Origin of the sequence: Vreelandella songnenensis, assembly GCF_003002925.1 — a bacterium.
Lineage (GTDB): Bacteria > Pseudomonadota > Gammaproteobacteria > Pseudomonadales > Halomonadaceae > Vreelandella > Vreelandella songnenensis.
Window position 1 is genome coordinate 271,566 of record NZ_PVTK01000005.1, and the last position, 14,116, is coordinate 285,681.

The following is a 14,116-nucleotide window of genomic DNA, read 5'->3' on the forward strand; positions in this document are numbered from 1 at the left end:
CACTAAGATGACCCCTGAAATGGTGATGAGCATAGCTTACCAGGGCATGCGCGTAACGCTGCTGCTGGCAAGCCCCATATTGCTCGCAGCGCTCTTCACGGGGTTGATCATCAGTCTCTTCCAGGCAGCTACCCAGATCAATGAAATGACCCTGACCTTTATTCCCAAGGTGTTAGCCGTGTTTGCCGTTCTTGTATTGGCGGGTCCTTGGCTGATCGGTCTGATCACCGATTTTACCTATCGGCTATTTACCAACATCCCCAACATGGTGATGTAGCAAGGTGGTTGAGGTCACCTTCGCCCAGCTGCAGGGCTGGCTTATCGCCTTCTTATGGCCCTTTGCGCGTATCACGGCCTTCATGGCCGCCGCACCGCTGTGGGGACATTCCAGTATTCCCAATCAGGCCAAGGTGGGTTTGGCCGTTCTGGTCAGTATTGTCATCGCACCTATTCTGCCAGCCATGCCCAACGTGGCCATCATGTCCTGGGCGGGAATCGGGATCATGGTCGAGCAGATAGTGATCGGCCTGGCCATTGGTTTGGTCATGCACATCATACTGGCGGTTGTTCAAGCGGCGGGCGAGTATATCGGTTTGCAGATGGGCTTGGGGTTTGCCAGTTTCTTTGACGCTTCAAGCGGTACCAATATCATGGTGCTGTCGCGTATCTTGTACATGATCACGCTGCTGATGTTTCTAGCGTTTAACGGTCACCTGATGGTGCTTGAAACGCTGGTAATGAGCTTTGAGACACTGCCTATCGGCATGGAAGGCCTCAATCCAAACGCCTTTGAGCTGCTGGCTCGCTATGCAGGCACCATTTTTGCCTCGGGCATGCTGCTGGCGCTACCTTTAGTAGGGCCGCTACTGATTATCAACTTGGCGCTTGGCATTCTTAACCGTTCTGCTCCTCAGCTGACGGTGTTCAATATCGGCTTTCCTACCTCGCTGATCGTTGGCCTTACGCTCTTGATGGTGTTAATGACCGATATTGGCCGTTTTTTGCAATCGCTGTTCAGTCAGGGGCTCGGCATGATGCAAACGCTGATAGAAGCCATGGCCCCCTTAAACTAATCCCCCTTGAAGCTTTTAGCCTCAAGGGGGATGGGGTAATACGGCACACGTACAGCCTGATTTACATATAGTTGAATAGCGACATGCTTTTCATATCTACGAACGTCTTCTGCGCAGCCTGCAGGCCCACTTGTCGCAAGCTGTATTCAGAAATCGCTTCCGCATAATCCAGATCCACAAGATCAGACAGCGTCTGCGTGTAGTTCATCATCCGGTTTACGCCCACAGCATCGATAACATCCAATTCATTAAGCCGGGCACCCGCAGACGCGCGAACAGACGAAATGTTATCAAACGCATTGTCGAGCTCACGAATAGAAGAGTTAAGCGTGTTACGCCGCTGCGCTTTATCGACATCGTTCTCGGCTGGGTTTTCCAGTACACGAATGGCTGACTCGAGCGTTCTAAATAGGTCGGGGCCGCGCTGCTCACTATTCGCCTTGGCCACCAAAATCTGATCGCCGCTTTGCGCTTTACCTTCAAGCGAAATATTCATTCCGCCAAATGAGATCTGCTGCTTACCCGAGCCATCCTGAGCATACGGCTGCTCAACCTGACCCGGCATGCCACCCCACGAGCCTGATGCCTTGTCAAAACGCTCTACGGTGTAAGTAGGCGCCTCTTCAGTTCCACCGAATGAAAGACGATAGTCACTCCCGTAACCCTCATCGTTGACATTGGTTATTTGAGGACCTATGAACGTCACACTGCCCGCATTGACAGAATTATCTTCCTTGATGGCAGTCGCGACATAGCCTGCTCCACTGGGAACGCTCTGGAAGACGGCCTTGCCATTGTCGCCCACAGGTATACGGCGTGAGGCATCAACCTGCTGTTCGCGATTAATATCACCACCGATATAACTTACATTTCCACCCGCAGCTCTGGTAAAGGGAGGAGCATTATCTTTATAGCCACCAAAGAGATAGCTACCATTACCATCCGCGGCGTTCGCTTGACCAATCAAGGTCTCATAGACCCCTTTTAACTCACTAGCAATAGAGGCGCGGTTAGAGTCGGTTAAAGCATCGCTGGATGCTTGTATCAGAAGCGATTTTGCACTGCTGACAGCGTCAGTCATGCTATGGAGGACGCTTTCACTTTGTTGAATGGAGTTACGCGCCGAAACACGGGCATTCTTGTACTGCTCATTCATGGACATCGACTGATCGACTCCCACAGCCCGTGAAGCGGCCTGTGGGTTGTCGGACGGGTTAACCACTTTTCGTCCGCTGGCAAGCTGTTGATTAACTTTCAGGAAATCGCTCTGCTGGCGATTCATAGATGCCGTGCTCTGCTCGAACATGGTGACGCTGCTAATACGCATAACAGGGACTCCTAAAATTAGCTACGCAGGTTCAGGATGGTATCCATAATGGAGCCTGCGGTATCAATAACCCGCGCATTAGCCATATAGTACTGTTGGTAACGAATCAGGTTGGCGGCCTCTTCATCCAGATTGACCCCGGATTCTGACTGCTGAACCGCGCGCAGTTGATCTGTCAGCCCCTGGCGGGCCTCCAGGTTTACTTGAGTAATATTAGCACGGTTACCTACATCACTTACCAGGGCACCATAAGCACCGCTTACCGATGCGCTACCACCTACAATATTTTTACTTTGAAGCTCTTGAAGCGCCAGGGCATTGCGGTTGTCGCCGGAAGAAGCTTCCGAGCCGGCAGCGATCTTGTCAAGATCCGTAATATTGACATCCATACCACTGCCTGCGCGCCGTACTGGCTGAACTTCAAACGTGTCGCCATTAACGGGCATGCCTGCAAAAGAAATATTGATACCACCAAATGAAAGCGTATCATTTTCCCATTCAAAATCGACGCTGGCACCACTGTCATTACGCGTCACAGTAAATGCATCATCGCTATAACTGACGGTATAATCGGTAGCACGCAGCTGATTTATATTAGCGGCATCGAACCCGATTGTATCTATATTGGTACTGTTACCCGCATGGCTGTACGCTTGGGGGGCACGCACCCTGAAGAAGTCCTCGCCTTCATTCCCGTTGAGATCGATGCCCTGCTTGTGCTGTTCGTTGAAGGCTACCGACAGCGAAACCGCCAGTTGACCGATCTGGTTCTGAGTCTTGTCCAGCGTTTCGGAACGGAAGGTCATCAGCCCGCCAAGTGCGCCGCCTTTGATGGCCGACTCCTCTAACTGAATAACATTGCCGCCGCCATCTCGATAGCCCACCACGGTGCGCTGAGGATCATAGTCGGCCTGCATGGTAGTAAGCTTGAACGAGCTGGTACCAGTGACCAGCGGCTGGCCATTGGGCAAACTGATATTGTAGGTCTTGCCATCCTGCACGTTCAGACGCAGATCCATACGTTCGTTGAGATCGGAGACAAGCTTGTCACGTTGGTTCAATAGGCTATTAGGAGCCTCACCTGAGCGCGCCCTTGCAAGGGAGATCTCTTTATTCAGCCCGGCGATCTGCTCGACCGTATTATTGATCTGGGTAACTTCATCCTTTATCTGACTATTGATGTTGTTCTGCATATCCTGCAGATAGCCATCAAAAGAGCGGAACTGGGAGCTCAGAGTATTGGCAGTCCCGAGCACGCCCTGGCGAGCCGCCGGATCAGAAGGCGCACTTGCCACCGCATCCAGAGAAGAGAAAAAATTCTGCATGAGCGGCGAAAGACCCGCACCTCGATCTGCCAACAAATTATCTATCTGCGAAATCTGGTTATTGTAGGTGTTCAGCGCGCTGGATTGGGTCTTGGCATTGTTTAACTGATTGGCCACATAAGTATTGAACTGACGTTCGATACTGTCAACGCGAACGCCGCCACCAGTGCGCCCTTCCCCTAATTGGGCAAGCTCGCGGTTATAACCTGGCGTAAACACGTTGCTGATATTATTGCTGGTCGTGTTCAGGGCATTTTGCGCCGCGTTCAGGCCGCTTAAACCAACAGAAAACATGCTCATAATTTATATCCTCAAACCGATACCCACTTTATCGGCAGCATTCTGAAAAACTTGAGAACCGCTAGCGGGAATCGGCCAGTAAGGTACCTGCGTCAGGTAGCGTGCCCATCGTGTTCATCACGGCGATAAGCTTCTGTGCATAGCGTGGATCCGTTGCATACCCGCCCTGCTGAAGTGCGTGGGCCGCCTGTTCGGCGCTGCCCGCCTGCACCACACCTGCATAACGCGCATTTTTACCTATCAGATTGGCATAGTCGGTAAGCGAGTGCTCGAATGAATCGTAAACACGGAAGGTATCCACTACCTGAGTACGCCGCCCATTGATATATTCGTGTGTCACGATATCGGTGGTTTCTCCACGCCAATGGCTTCCTGCCTTGATACCAAAGAGATTATGGCTATTGCCACCCTGGCGGGTAGCTATCTCGTGCCGCCCCCAGCCCGTTTCCAGCGCAGCCTGGGCCAGAATCAGCTCAGCCGGTACACCGCTGACCCGACTGGCAGCCTGGGCAGGCGTGGCAAGCTTGTCCAGGAACCGTTGGACATGATCTGGCGCGTTGGTGGATACCGATGAACGAGATATGGCAGGTCCTGATGCCTCGGCGATGGCTTTTTCGCGAATGGCTTCAAGCTCGCTCAGGAATCGACCATCCGCCTGAGCTCCCACCGCGCGCTCACCTTGAGGCTGCAGTGCACCATCCAGCACGCGGGGCGTACCCCGCGGGATGCCGGCAATCAGCGCCTGAAGCTCCTTATCCGCCTTGGGCGCTCCACCGATAGCGCCCTGGCGCTGCAGCTGCTCTACCAGTACGTCGGCGAGGCCCATTCCCTTCGAGGCAATAACCTGTGACCACTGCTGGTCCAGCATCTGCTGATAAGTATCGGTAGTAGAGCTGCTCATCAGGTCAGAAGTCGGAATGGCATCCCGCATGCTCTTCATCATCATTTGCACAAAGAGCGCCTCGAACTGCTGCGCGGCGGAGTGGACACCGGCCTCAGGATCGATGCGTGCGGTGTGCTGCAAACGCTGGAAGCCTTGCACATCAAGTGCAAACTGGCTGGTCATGTCATTGGAAATACTCATCAAATGACCTCCAGCTCAGCGCGCAGGGAGCCGGACGCTTTCAGCGCTTCCAGTATCGACATCAGATCCTGAGGGGTGGCGCCTAGCGCATTCAATGCGTTGACCACTTCGTTAAGCTGAGCCCCTTCGACAATCTGCAGGTAGGCTTCCTGCTGCTCAATATTGATGTCGGCATCCGGTACCACGACCGTCTGCCCTTGCCCCAAGGGCGCTGGCTGGCTTACGCCAAAGCGTGAATCGATCATGATGGACAGGCTGCCATGGGCCACGGCCGCCTGACGCAGGGTCACGGCACTGTTCATGACCACAGAACCCGTGCGTGAATTGAGCACTACGCGTGCCGGAGCCTCTGTGGGCGTAACCTGTACATTTTCGACCCGCGCCATGAAATTGACCCGTGCATTGGGGTCAAGCGGGCCATCCAAGGCAATTACACGGCCGTCACGGGCGTAGGCTACCGATTGACCGAACTCGCTGTTGATGGCGGATACCATACGCTGCACGGTGCCAAAATCAGCCTCGTTCAGCTGCAATTCCAGCAGGCCACCATTGCCACCTAGATTGAGCGGCACTTCGCGCTCGACCAGCGCTCCGCCCGGGATGCGCCCCGAGGCCTGCTGATTGATCTGTACGCTACTGCCGCCCGCCTGAGCACCCGCACCACCTACCAGCATATTGCCTTGGGCAATGGCATAGGTATCGCCATCAGCACCTTTCAGGGGTGTCATTAGAAGCGTACCGCCACGCAAGCTGCGCGCGTTGGCAATCGATGAAACCACGATATCCAGGCGCTGGCCGGGGCGCGAAAAAGGCGGTAGATCGGCGGTCACCATCACCGCGGCTACGTTTCGCAGCTGCATGTTGGTGCCCGGCGGAATGGTCACGCCCAGTTGCGACAGCATGTTTGTCAAGCTCTGGCCGGTAAAGGGTGCCTGGGTCGTCTGGTCGCCCGTGCTGTCCAGCCCCACGACCAGCCCGTACCCCACCAGCTGGTTATCGCGCACGCCTGCAAAGTTGGCCAGCTCGCGAATGCGCTCAGCATGAGCCGGGAGAGCAAGCAGACATACAAGCATCACGCTACCCAGTTGAGCCAGGCGTCTTTTAACCGATCGAAAACCATTTAGCCGCATTGCCATCACTCTGGATTACTCTGCTGTGTGACCTTCCAGGCACTGCTAGAAAGGCGAAACATTCAGGAAAAAGCGCTGTAGCCATCCCATGTGCTGCGCTTCATTGATATAGCCATCCCCCACATACTCAATGCGAGCATCGGCTACCTGGGTGGACGGCACCGTATTCTGGGTCGTTATCGTCCGAGGATTCACCACGCCCGAGAAACGGATAAACTCCGTTCCCTGGTTGATGGCTATCTGCTTTTCACCTCTTACCCGCAGGTTGCCATTATTCATGACCTCCAGAACCGATACGGTAATCGTACCGGTAAAGGAGTTGTTCGCCTGGGCGCCCCCACCACCAGCAAAATCGCTCGCCCCAGAAACATCAAAGCCATACTCAGCCAGGGCATCGAGAACGTCGGGTAGCTGGGCAAGCTCCAGTGTGGAGCTGCCGGTACGGTTGGCATTCGAGCGCGCGTTCTTGCTCGCGCTTACCTGCTCATCCAGCACGATAGTGAGAATATCGCCCATGGCTCTGGGGCGGCGGTCTTCAAACAGAGGCTGATAACCACGCCGCGCCTGGTAGATTGAGCCGTTAGGAACGGGCGGCGGGCGATCCACGATATCGATCTGCTCCTGTTCGCCCACAACCGAAGCACGGGGTATCTGTGCGCAGCCCGCGGCTACCAGTATAAAAAACAGCACAGCGATAACGCCTAGCCGACGGCCAAGATAGTTCAATTCCCGCATGGCTCAATAGACCTCAAGACGCGCTTAGAGCTGGCTCAGTCGCGCCAGCATTTCATCGCTGGTCGACACGGCCCGACTGTTGATTTCATAGGCACGCTGCGTCTGGATCATGCTGACCATCTCTTCCACAACGTTCACGTTCGACGTTTCCACAAAGCCTTGGAAAAGGCGGCCGGCACCATTGTTACCAGGTATGTTCTCATTCGGTGCGCCGGAAGCGCCGGTTTCCAGATAAAGGTTACCGCCGACACTCTCCAGACCCGCTGGATTGATGAACGAGGTCAGCGTAATTTGACCCACGTTATTATCCAGAGCGATCCCCGGCTGACGGACGCTTACCGTGCCATCTTCGGCGATCGTCACGGCCAGGGCATTCTCGGGCACGAAAATGGCCGGCTCCAGCGGATAGCCGTTGGCGGTTACCATCTGGCCATTTTCATTGAGCTGAAAGCTGCCGTCTCGGGTATAGCCCGTGGTGCCATCCGGCAGCAGTACCTGAAAGAAGCCTTCGCCGTTGATGGCCAGGTCACGCGAATTTTCTGTCTGTTCCAAACCGCCCTGAGTATGCAGACGCTCAGTGGCCACGGCGCGAACCCCGGTACCCACCTGCATACCGGAGGGCAGGCGATCCTGAATGTTGTTCTGGGCGCCAGGCTGACGCATGTTCTGATACAACAGGTCTTCAAATACCGGACGCGAGCGCTTGAACCCATTGGTGCTGACGTTGGCCAGGTTATTGGAGATAACGTCCAGCTTGGTCTGCTGGGACTCAAGCCCGGTCTTGGCGGTCCATAAAGAAGTAATCATGAGATTCGTGTTCCCTTGAACAAGAGGCTAGGGTTTAGCCCTGAATGGAGAGAATGCTGTTGGCGCGCTGAGCGTTTTCGTCAGCGGTGCTGAGCATCTTCATTTGCATGTCGTAGCGCCGGGCAACGTCGATCATCGACACCATGGCATCCACGGCGCTGACGTTACTGCCTTCAAGTGCGCCACTCACCAGGCGAGCATTCTCATCACCCGGCAGGGCACCTGGCGCCCCTTCTTCATTGAGCGGTCCACGAAACAGGCCATCATCACCGCGGGTCAGCACCTGTTCATCAGGCGTTACCAGCTTGATACGGCCAACTTCAACCAGCGCTTCAGGGCCTTCGCCTGCAGGAATGGCACTGACCGTGCCATCGGCACCAATGGATAGCTGCGCGCCCTGAGGGACCGCAATCGGACCACCGTCGCCCATGACCGGGCGCCCGACGTTCAGCAGTACACCGTCGCTGTCGAGCTGAAGATCGCCCCGCTTGGTATAGGTTTCGGTACCATCATCCGCCAATACCGCCATCCAGGCGCCACCCTGCATCGCCACGTCCAGCGCACGGCCGGTAAACTCAACCGGCCCCTGGGAAAAATCACTGCCTGGCGTGGTCGTGACCACCGAGGTGCGCGTTGCCAGCAGCGCGTCGCCTTGAACAGGTACCGAACGCGCTGCCTGCAACTGGGCACGAAAGCCCGTCGTGGTCACATTGGACAGGTTGTTGGTCACCACCGACTGCTGGTCCATGGCGTTTTTAGCACCGCTCATGGCGGTATAAAGCATCCGATCCACGCTGGCCTACTCCTTACAGAAATGACCCGTTATCAAAGGTTGATAATGGTTTGCAGGAGTTCATCCTGAGTACTGATGGTCTGTGAATTCGCCTGATAGGCACGCTGTGCCACGATCATGTCCACCAGCTCACGTGCCAAGTCCACGTTCGAGGTTTCAGTCGCGCTGGGCTGGATAAGACCGCGCAGACCGGTGCCCGGCGCGCCAACCAGTTCCTGACCGGACGAAGCGGTGGAGGTCCACAGATTATTGCCCTCGGGCTTCAACCCTTCCGGGTTACGGAAACTGACCAGTGCCACTTGGCCGGCAGCAAGCGACTGCTCGTTGGAGTAGTTGCGCATGATGGTGCCATCATCCTGGATGGTAATACCGACCAGTGACCCCGAGGCGTAGCCATTCTGGTTGGTGTCGTTAACCGTCGAGCTTTCTGCAAACTGGGTGGAGCCCTGAAAGTTGAACGCAATGCCCAGATTTTCGAAAGCAGTGCCGAACTCGCCCGTATTGATGTTTAGGGGCGTCGAGCCATCAGTTTGCAAAGTACCGTTTTGGTTAAAAGCCAAAGAACCCAGGTTAAGGTTCTCATAGACTTGAGCATCACTTGGCCCACCGCTGAGACGTCCACGTACTTGCCAGGCATTTACCGCACCTTCATCTTTTATAAAATAAAGGTTCAAGTTGCGCGCGTTACCCTGGGAGTCAAAAACGGTTGCGTTAGTCGAGTAGTTGTATGTACTGCCATTGCCAGCATCAAATGCAGCAGGATTCATTCCTGGCTGACCAGAGTCAAGATTAAGCTGAACATTCAACTGCGTAGTAGCATTGGCAGCCAACCCTGTTGCATCAACCAATAACGGTTGTACAGCACCGCCAGCCTGAACATTACCTGCTGCATCGGCCGGATAGCCCATGATTTGCGCGCCCTGGGCATTCACCAATCGGCCATTGGCCGTCATGGTTAGTTGGCCGTTACGCGAATAGCCTACTTCTCCATTGGGCTGCTGAAAGCGAAAAAAGCCTTCTCCCGCAATGGCCAAGTCCATATTACGCGACGAAGACTCGATATTGCCTTGCGAAAAGTCCTGAAGTACTGCCGCAGTACGCACGCCAAGTCCGATACGCGATTCGGCGAAGACATCCGCGAACTGTACGTCGGAGCTTTTAAAACCAACGGTTTGTGAGTTGGCAATGTTGTTGCCAATGGCGCCTAGTTTTTCACGTTGCGCGTTTAGGCCGCTGAGTGCTTGTGAGAAGCTCATGATGTTCTCCTGAAAAAGAGGTTGTTTAGCGAATAATCAAAGAATTTGTTTAATTTGATCAAGCGCTACCTGACCGTAGATCGCGCCCAGATCCAGACGAACATCGTTGCCACCTGCGCCGGGCGAAACACCCTGCACCAGCGCATAGTTGAGCGCTCGTGACTCCATCAGCTCACCTTTGGCATTCGTCGCCTTGAAATTGACGCTATAGGCGCCTGCCGGTACCGCCGCGCCCTCGTTCGTCAATCCGCCCCAACTAAAGGACTCGACGCCTGCCGCTACCGCACCCAGATCCTTGGTGTAAACCACTTCACCGGCTTTACTGACGATAGTGGCTACCACGTTGTCAGCGGGGGATCCCAGCTCAATACCAAAAGGCGTGGCGTAAGAGCCATTCGTTTCATCAACGCTTACCATTACGCTATTGCCGGGTACCAGCACTGCCTTGTCGATCAGGCCTGCAGCCTGCAACGTCCTTGAGGCATCCATCTGCTGGGTAATACCCTTGAGCGTACTGTTCAGCTCTTCAATGCCGCTGACCGTATTGATCTGTGCCAGCTGCGAGGTCATTTCCGCGTTTTCCATTGGATTCAGCGGATCCTGATTCTGTAGCTGGGTGATCAGCAAAGTCATGAAGCTATCGCGTAGATCATCCGATCGGCGGGCAGACGCCCCATTGGTGCTGGTGCTACCGCCGTTAACGCCATTTAAAACGCTCGTATCAATAGTACTCATGCTTACCCCTCACCCAGGGACAGTGTCTGTATCATCATCTGCTTTGTGGTATTAAAAACTTCGACGTTCGCCTGGTAGGAGCGAGACGCAGAAATCATGTTTACCATTTCATGTACTGGCTCCACGTTAGGCTTGGCGACATAGCCATCTTCATCCGCTGCGGGATGGTTCGGCATATATTCAAGGCGTAACGGTGAGTCATCTTCGACAATTTCGGCAACCCGTACGCCACCCACACCGTAGCGGGTATTCTGCGCCTGGGACTCAAACATCACCTGCTTGGCACGATAGGTTTCACCGTCGGGCCCGGCAATGCTGTCGGCATTGGCCATATTGCTGGCGGTAACGTTCATGCGCTGTGACTGGGCGCTCATGGCAGAACCGGCCACATCAAACGCTGAAAACATCGACATACTTATCTCCTCCGCAATTGGCTTGCCTACTCAGGCTGCATCGCGTTTTTCAAACCCTGGATACGGCGGTTCATGATGGTCAGCGCCGCCTGATAACGCACCGCATTGTCAGCAAACTGAGTGCGCTCGCGATCCATATCTACCGTATTGCCATCCAGACTCGGCTGGTCGGGAATCCGGTAAAGAAGATCCGTACTACCAACGCCCTGCCAAGTGGGCCCGGCACCTTGCAGATGGCGCTCGGAAGTGCGCGCTAGCGCCAAGCCACCCTGGCTACCCTGCCCAGTAGCACCACCTTCAACCGCTTTTTTAAGTTCGCTGGCAAAGTCGATATCCCGCGCCTTATAGTTAGGCGTATCGGCATTGGCAATATTGGCAGCCAGCACTTCGTGACGCGCCTGGCGCAGGCCCAGTGCCCGTTGATGGTAGTTAAAAGCAGACTCTAGCTGATCAAGCATGCCGAACCCTCGCTGGCCGGGAGGCAAAAATATGATGGAATTTATTGATGGTGGAGAATACGCGCTAGAATGTCAGCCCAAAGCATGGAACAGCTCGTGTTTACACCAGCATTTCGCGTGTTTCCTGTCATACCTTTTCGTTAAACTTGCTAGCTATTCTCCCTTACCTGCCCCTTCAGTGAGCATCGTTTCATGCCTTACCCGCTGCACGTTACTTTCCGCCGCCTGGCAGTATTAATGTGCTATGCGCTCTTGGGCGCAGGCCTGCTTATCCATACGGCTCACGCTCAAGCAGATGATGAGCTGATGCAGAGAGTGCATCAGTTTCTCTACGAGCAGACACAGGCACTCGGTGAGGAAGTGGTCATCGATGTTCGCCCCCCCTCCCCTCATCTCCCTCCCTGTATCAGGCCGGAACCTTTTCTTCCTAATGCGGGTCAACCACCCCTGGGTCGTGTATCGGTAGGCGTTCGCTGTGGTGAAGCACAGCAGCAGATACGCTACCTTCAGGCTCAGATCGATGTCATTGGTGGGTACTGGGTCGCCCAGCACGATATAGAGCGAGGCACGCTGATCACACAGGATATGCTTGCCAGGCAAAGTGGTAGCTTGAGCGCGCTCTCCTCCCAGGCGCTGATTGATGAAGCAGACATCCTAGGCAAGATTGCACAACGCCCGATTCGAAGCGGTAGTGCATTTCAGGCCAATGCGTTACAGACACCAGCTCTTGTCAAACGTGGTCAGCGCGTAACGGTCATTGCGCAAGGCAGCTCTTTTCGCGTTGCTCGTGAAGGGGAAGCACTTGAGGATGGCGGACTTGGGGATCGCGTTCGCGTACGTTTTGAATCGCGCGAAATTTTAACTGCCCGCGTTACCGAGCAAGGAATATTAGTGGTGGATTTTTAATTCCGAGTCTAAAGTTTTATCCACCAGCGCCGATAGTTGTTAACACTGCGCCCAATACAAGACGCTGACCAGATGAGGCACACAACGTGAAAATTGAAAATGCAAATCCGCTGCTACGTGCCAATCAGGCTCACCAGCGCGATGAGACTCAAAAAGCGGGTAGCTCCAAGCCAGTTGAATCCGGCAATACTACGCGTGAATCAACTCAGCTTAGTCAGTCGCGTTTTGATGAAACGCACGATATCGACATGGCAAAAGTTCAGGAAATACGCGACGCCATTCGCGATGGTCGCCTTGAAATGAGCGCCGAGCGCATTGCCGATGGTTTGATCGCCAACCTTACCGAATCATAGGATAGATAGTTATGAGCCTTGCTCGCTTGCTTTCTGATCAGCACCAGCGCCTTGAAGAACTCACGGTTCTGCTGTCGCGTGAGCAAACGCTTTTGACGCAGGGTGATATCGATGGTGAGGCGCTGGCAAGCCTCGCGATGAACAAGCAGGCGCTGCTTGCTGACATTGAGCGCATTGAAACGCTTCGACATAGCGTGCAGAAACGTCTTGGTTACGAAGAAAGTGCCGATGGCGCCAGGGCCGCCGCGCGTGATGGCAACTGCCAGGATACCTGGGAAACGCTGCTCGAAAAAACCGAGCGAGTAGCGCGCATGAACGAGCTGACCGGGCAAATGCTCTCTTTGCGCATGAAACATAATCAAGAAATGCTCGATTATATACGTCAGATCGCCGAAAAGACGCTCTACAAGCCGGATGGCCGTACGCGAGCACAGTCTGGAAGAATCAACGCTTCCGCTTAGGCATAGAACCAACCGCTAGACAGATCTTTTCTCAGCCGCTTCAATAAGAGCCTTCTCTTCTTATCAGGCTCGCCCATGCTGGATACACTCCCCGAACGCTTTACCGCTCTGATTACCGGTGCCTCTGGTGGTATCGGTCACGCGGTTTTAAAAAAGCTTTTATCCTCTTCCCATGCAGGTCGCGTCATAGCGGTGACCCGACAACCCTTTATAGTGGATGACCCGCGGGTACTTTCACTGACGCTTGATGTAACCACGGCTGAAGGCCGCCATACTTTACAAGAGCAATTGGCTGGTCAGCCAGTTCACCTATTCTTCAATGCGCTTGGGTTGCTGCATGACGGCACTCGAAAGCTTCAACCCGAAAAGCGGCTCGACCAGCTGAGCCTTGAGCATCTACAGGCTGTGATGCAGGTCAACGCGTTTACGCCTGCGCTACTCATCGCCGCACTCACAGATGCTTTTAAAGGAGCGCACCCCTGCGTGATTGCCAGCCTGTCAGCCAGGGTAGGGTCTATTAGTGATAACAGGCTAGGCGGATGGTATAGCTACAGGGCAAGCAAGGCGGCGCATAATATGCTGCTCAAGACCGCCGCGATCGAGTTGAAACGACTTAATCCACAGTCAGTCGTCCTATGTCTTCATCCGGGAACCACCGATACATCGCTTTCAAAACCTTTTCAAGCTCGCGTACCCAGTGAAAAACTGTTTACGCCTGATTTTGTGGCAGATCAGCTACTGCAGGTTATCTCCCAGCGCACACCCGATGATACCGGCAGTTTCTGGGATTGGGCTGGAAAGCCCATTGAATGGTAACGTGCGTGCTACTTTTTCTTCCACGCATAAAAAAATCCCCCGAGGCGTAAGCCCCGGGGGATTTTTCACAATAAGTGCCTGACGATGACCTACTCTCGCATGGGGAGACCCCACACTACCATCGGCGCTAAGCGGTTTCACTAC

17 protein-coding genes are annotated in these 14,116 nt (G+C 54.4%); 6 read left to right on the forward strand and 11 right to left on the reverse strand.

Annotated elements, in window-relative coordinates:
• Window positions 1-7: 7 nt before the first annotated feature.
• Window positions 8-277, forward strand: coding sequence for a flagellar biosynthesis protein FliQ (gene fliQ, locus B0H98_RS10705; protein WP_106375045.1), 270 nt, complete (start codon window positions 8-10; stop codon window positions 275-277).
• Window positions 278-281: 4 nt separating this feature from the next.
• On the forward strand, window positions 282-1,073 hold the full coding sequence (gene fliR / locus B0H98_RS10710) for a flagellar biosynthetic protein FliR (RefSeq protein WP_106375046.1): 792 nt from the start codon (window positions 282-284) through the stop codon (window positions 1,071-1,073).
• Window positions 1,074-1,134: 61 nt separating this feature from the next.
• Here the strand turns inward: fliR and flgL are convergent, their stop codons facing one another.
• From flgL to flgB, 11 genes are all read right to left on the reverse strand, one after another.
• Entirely contained in the window at window positions 1,135-2,400 is a 1,266-nt protein-coding gene (gene flgL / locus B0H98_RS10715; protein WP_106375047.1) for a flagellar hook-associated protein FlgL, read from the reverse strand.
• A gap of 17 nt (window positions 2,401-2,417) precedes the next feature.
• A complete protein-coding gene (gene flgK, locus B0H98_RS10720) occupies window positions 2,418-4,025 on the reverse strand; it encodes a flagellar hook-associated protein FlgK (protein ID WP_106375048.1) in 1,608 nt (535 codons plus the stop codon).
• Between the two features lie 61 nt (window positions 4,026-4,086).
• Window positions 4,087-5,109, reverse strand: a complete 1,023-nt coding sequence (flgJ, locus tag B0H98_RS10725) for a flagellar assembly peptidoglycan hydrolase FlgJ (RefSeq protein ID WP_106375049.1) — start codon at window positions 5,107-5,109, stop codon at window positions 4,087-4,089.
• Entirely contained in the window at window positions 5,109-6,239 is a 1,131-nt protein-coding gene (locus B0H98_RS10730) for a flagellar basal body P-ring protein FlgI (protein ID WP_106375050.1), read from the reverse strand. Before B0H98_RS10730 ends, flgJ begins: the two co-directional genes overlap by 1 nt.
• A 45-nt stretch (window positions 6,240-6,284) precedes the next feature.
• The gene (locus B0H98_RS10735) at window positions 6,285-6,974 is read right to left on the reverse strand and encodes a flagellar basal body L-ring protein FlgH (protein ID WP_106375051.1); all 690 of its coding nucleotides are present in this window, start codon (window positions 6,972-6,974) and stop codon (window positions 6,285-6,287) included.
• Window positions 6,975-6,998: 24 nt separating this feature from the next.
• The gene (flgG, locus tag B0H98_RS10740) at window positions 6,999-7,781 is read right to left on the reverse strand and encodes a flagellar basal-body rod protein FlgG (RefSeq protein WP_106375052.1); all 783 of its coding nucleotides are present in this window, start codon (window positions 7,779-7,781) and stop codon (window positions 6,999-7,001) included.
• Window positions 7,782-7,815: 34 nt separating this feature from the next.
• Entirely contained in the window at window positions 7,816-8,574 is a 759-nt protein-coding gene (locus B0H98_RS10745; protein ID WP_106375053.1) for a flagellar basal body rod protein FlgF, read from the reverse strand.
• A 32-nt stretch (window positions 8,575-8,606) separates the two neighbouring features.
• Window positions 8,607-9,830, reverse strand: a complete 1,224-nt coding sequence (gene flgE / locus B0H98_RS10750) for a flagellar hook protein FlgE (protein ID WP_106375054.1) — start codon at window positions 9,828-9,830, stop codon at window positions 8,607-8,609.
• Window positions 9,831-9,866: 36 nt separating this feature from the next.
• Window positions 9,867-10,565, reverse strand: a complete 699-nt coding sequence (locus B0H98_RS10755; protein ID WP_106375055.1) for a flagellar hook assembly protein FlgD — start codon at window positions 10,563-10,565, stop codon at window positions 9,867-9,869.
• Window positions 10,566-10,567: 2 nt separating this feature from the next.
• Entirely contained in the window at window positions 10,568-10,978 is a 411-nt protein-coding gene (flgC, locus tag B0H98_RS10760) for a flagellar basal body rod protein FlgC (protein ID WP_106375056.1), read from the reverse strand.
• A gap of 26 nt (window positions 10,979-11,004) precedes the next feature.
• Window positions 11,005-11,436, reverse strand: a complete 432-nt coding sequence (gene flgB / locus B0H98_RS10765) for a flagellar basal body rod protein FlgB (protein WP_106375057.1) — start codon at window positions 11,434-11,436, stop codon at window positions 11,005-11,007.
• A gap of 192 nt (window positions 11,437-11,628) precedes the next feature.
• On the opposite strand from flgB, the gene flgA reads away from it, so the two are divergent.
• The 4 genes from flgA to B0H98_RS10785 all read left to right on the forward strand — a co-directional run bounded on the left by flgA (window position 11,629) and on the right by B0H98_RS10785 (window position 13,972).
• Window positions 11,629-12,342, forward strand: a complete 714-nt coding sequence (gene flgA, locus B0H98_RS10770) for a flagellar basal body P-ring formation chaperone FlgA (RefSeq protein ID WP_106375058.1) — start codon at window positions 11,629-11,631, stop codon at window positions 12,340-12,342.
• A gap of 86 nt (window positions 12,343-12,428) precedes the next feature.
• On the forward strand, window positions 12,429-12,695 hold the full coding sequence (flgM, locus tag B0H98_RS10775; RefSeq protein WP_106375059.1) for a flagellar biosynthesis anti-sigma factor FlgM: 267 nt from the start codon (window positions 12,429-12,431) through the stop codon (window positions 12,693-12,695).
• A gap of 11 nt (window positions 12,696-12,706) precedes the next feature.
• Window positions 12,707-13,156 (forward strand): flagella synthesis protein FlgN, encoded by a 450-nt coding sequence (locus tag B0H98_RS10780; RefSeq protein WP_106375060.1) that lies wholly within the window; start codon window positions 12,707-12,709, stop codon window positions 13,154-13,156.
• A 75-nt stretch (window positions 13,157-13,231) separates the two neighbouring features.
• The gene (locus B0H98_RS10785) at window positions 13,232-13,972 is read left to right on the forward strand and encodes an SDR family NAD(P)-dependent oxidoreductase (RefSeq protein ID WP_106375061.1); all 741 of its coding nucleotides are present in this window, start codon (window positions 13,232-13,234) and stop codon (window positions 13,970-13,972) included.
• Window positions 13,973-14,116: the final 144 nt, after the last annotated feature.

Bases quoted from the DNA above. Each gene is read 5' to 3' on its own strand.
- fliQ (WP_106375045.1), top strand. From the start codon at position 8: ATGACCCCTGAAATGGTGATGAGCATAGCTTACCAGGGCATGCGCGTA.
- flgL (WP_106375047.1), bottom strand. From the start codon at position 2,400: ATGCGTATTAGCAGCGTCACCATGTTCGAGCAGAGCACGGCATCTATG.
- flgK (WP_106375048.1), bottom strand. From the start codon at position 4,025: ATGAGCATGTTTTCTGTTGGTTTAAGCGGCCTGAACGCGGCGCAAAAT.
- flgJ (WP_106375049.1), bottom strand. From the start codon at position 5,109: ATGAGTATTTCCAATGACATGACCAGCCAGTTTGCACTTGATGTGCAA.
- B0H98_RS10730 (WP_106375050.1), bottom strand. From the start codon at position 6,239: ATGCGGCTAAATGGTTTTCGATCGGTTAAAAGACGCCTGGCTCAACTG.
- B0H98_RS10735 (WP_106375051.1), bottom strand. From the start codon at position 6,974: ATGCGGGAATTGAACTATCTTGGCCGTCGGCTAGGCGTTATCGCTGTG.
- flgG (WP_106375052.1), bottom strand. From the start codon at position 7,781: ATGATTACTTCTTTATGGACCGCCAAGACCGGGCTTGAGTCCCAGCAG.
- flgE (WP_106375054.1), bottom strand. From the start codon at position 9,830: ATGAGCTTCTCACAAGCACTCAGCGGCCTAAACGCGCAACGTGAAAAA.
- B0H98_RS10755 (WP_106375055.1), bottom strand. From the start codon at position 10,565: ATGAGTACTATTGATACGAGCGTTTTAAATGGCGTTAACGGCGGTAGC.
- flgC (WP_106375056.1), bottom strand. From the start codon at position 10,978: ATGTCGATGTTTTCAGCGTTTGATGTGGCCGGTTCTGCCATGAGCGCC.
- flgB (WP_106375057.1), bottom strand. From the start codon at position 11,436: ATGCTTGATCAGCTAGAGTCTGCTTTTAACTACCATCAACGGGCACTG.
- flgA (WP_106375058.1), top strand. From the start codon at position 11,629: ATGCCTTACCCGCTGCACGTTACTTTCCGCCGCCTGGCAGTATTAATG.
- B0H98_RS10780 (WP_106375060.1), top strand. From the start codon at position 12,707: ATGAGCCTTGCTCGCTTGCTTTCTGATCAGCACCAGCGCCTTGAAGAA.
- B0H98_RS10785 (WP_106375061.1), top strand. From the start codon at position 13,232: ATGCTGGATACACTCCCCGAACGCTTTACCGCTCTGATTACCGGTGCC.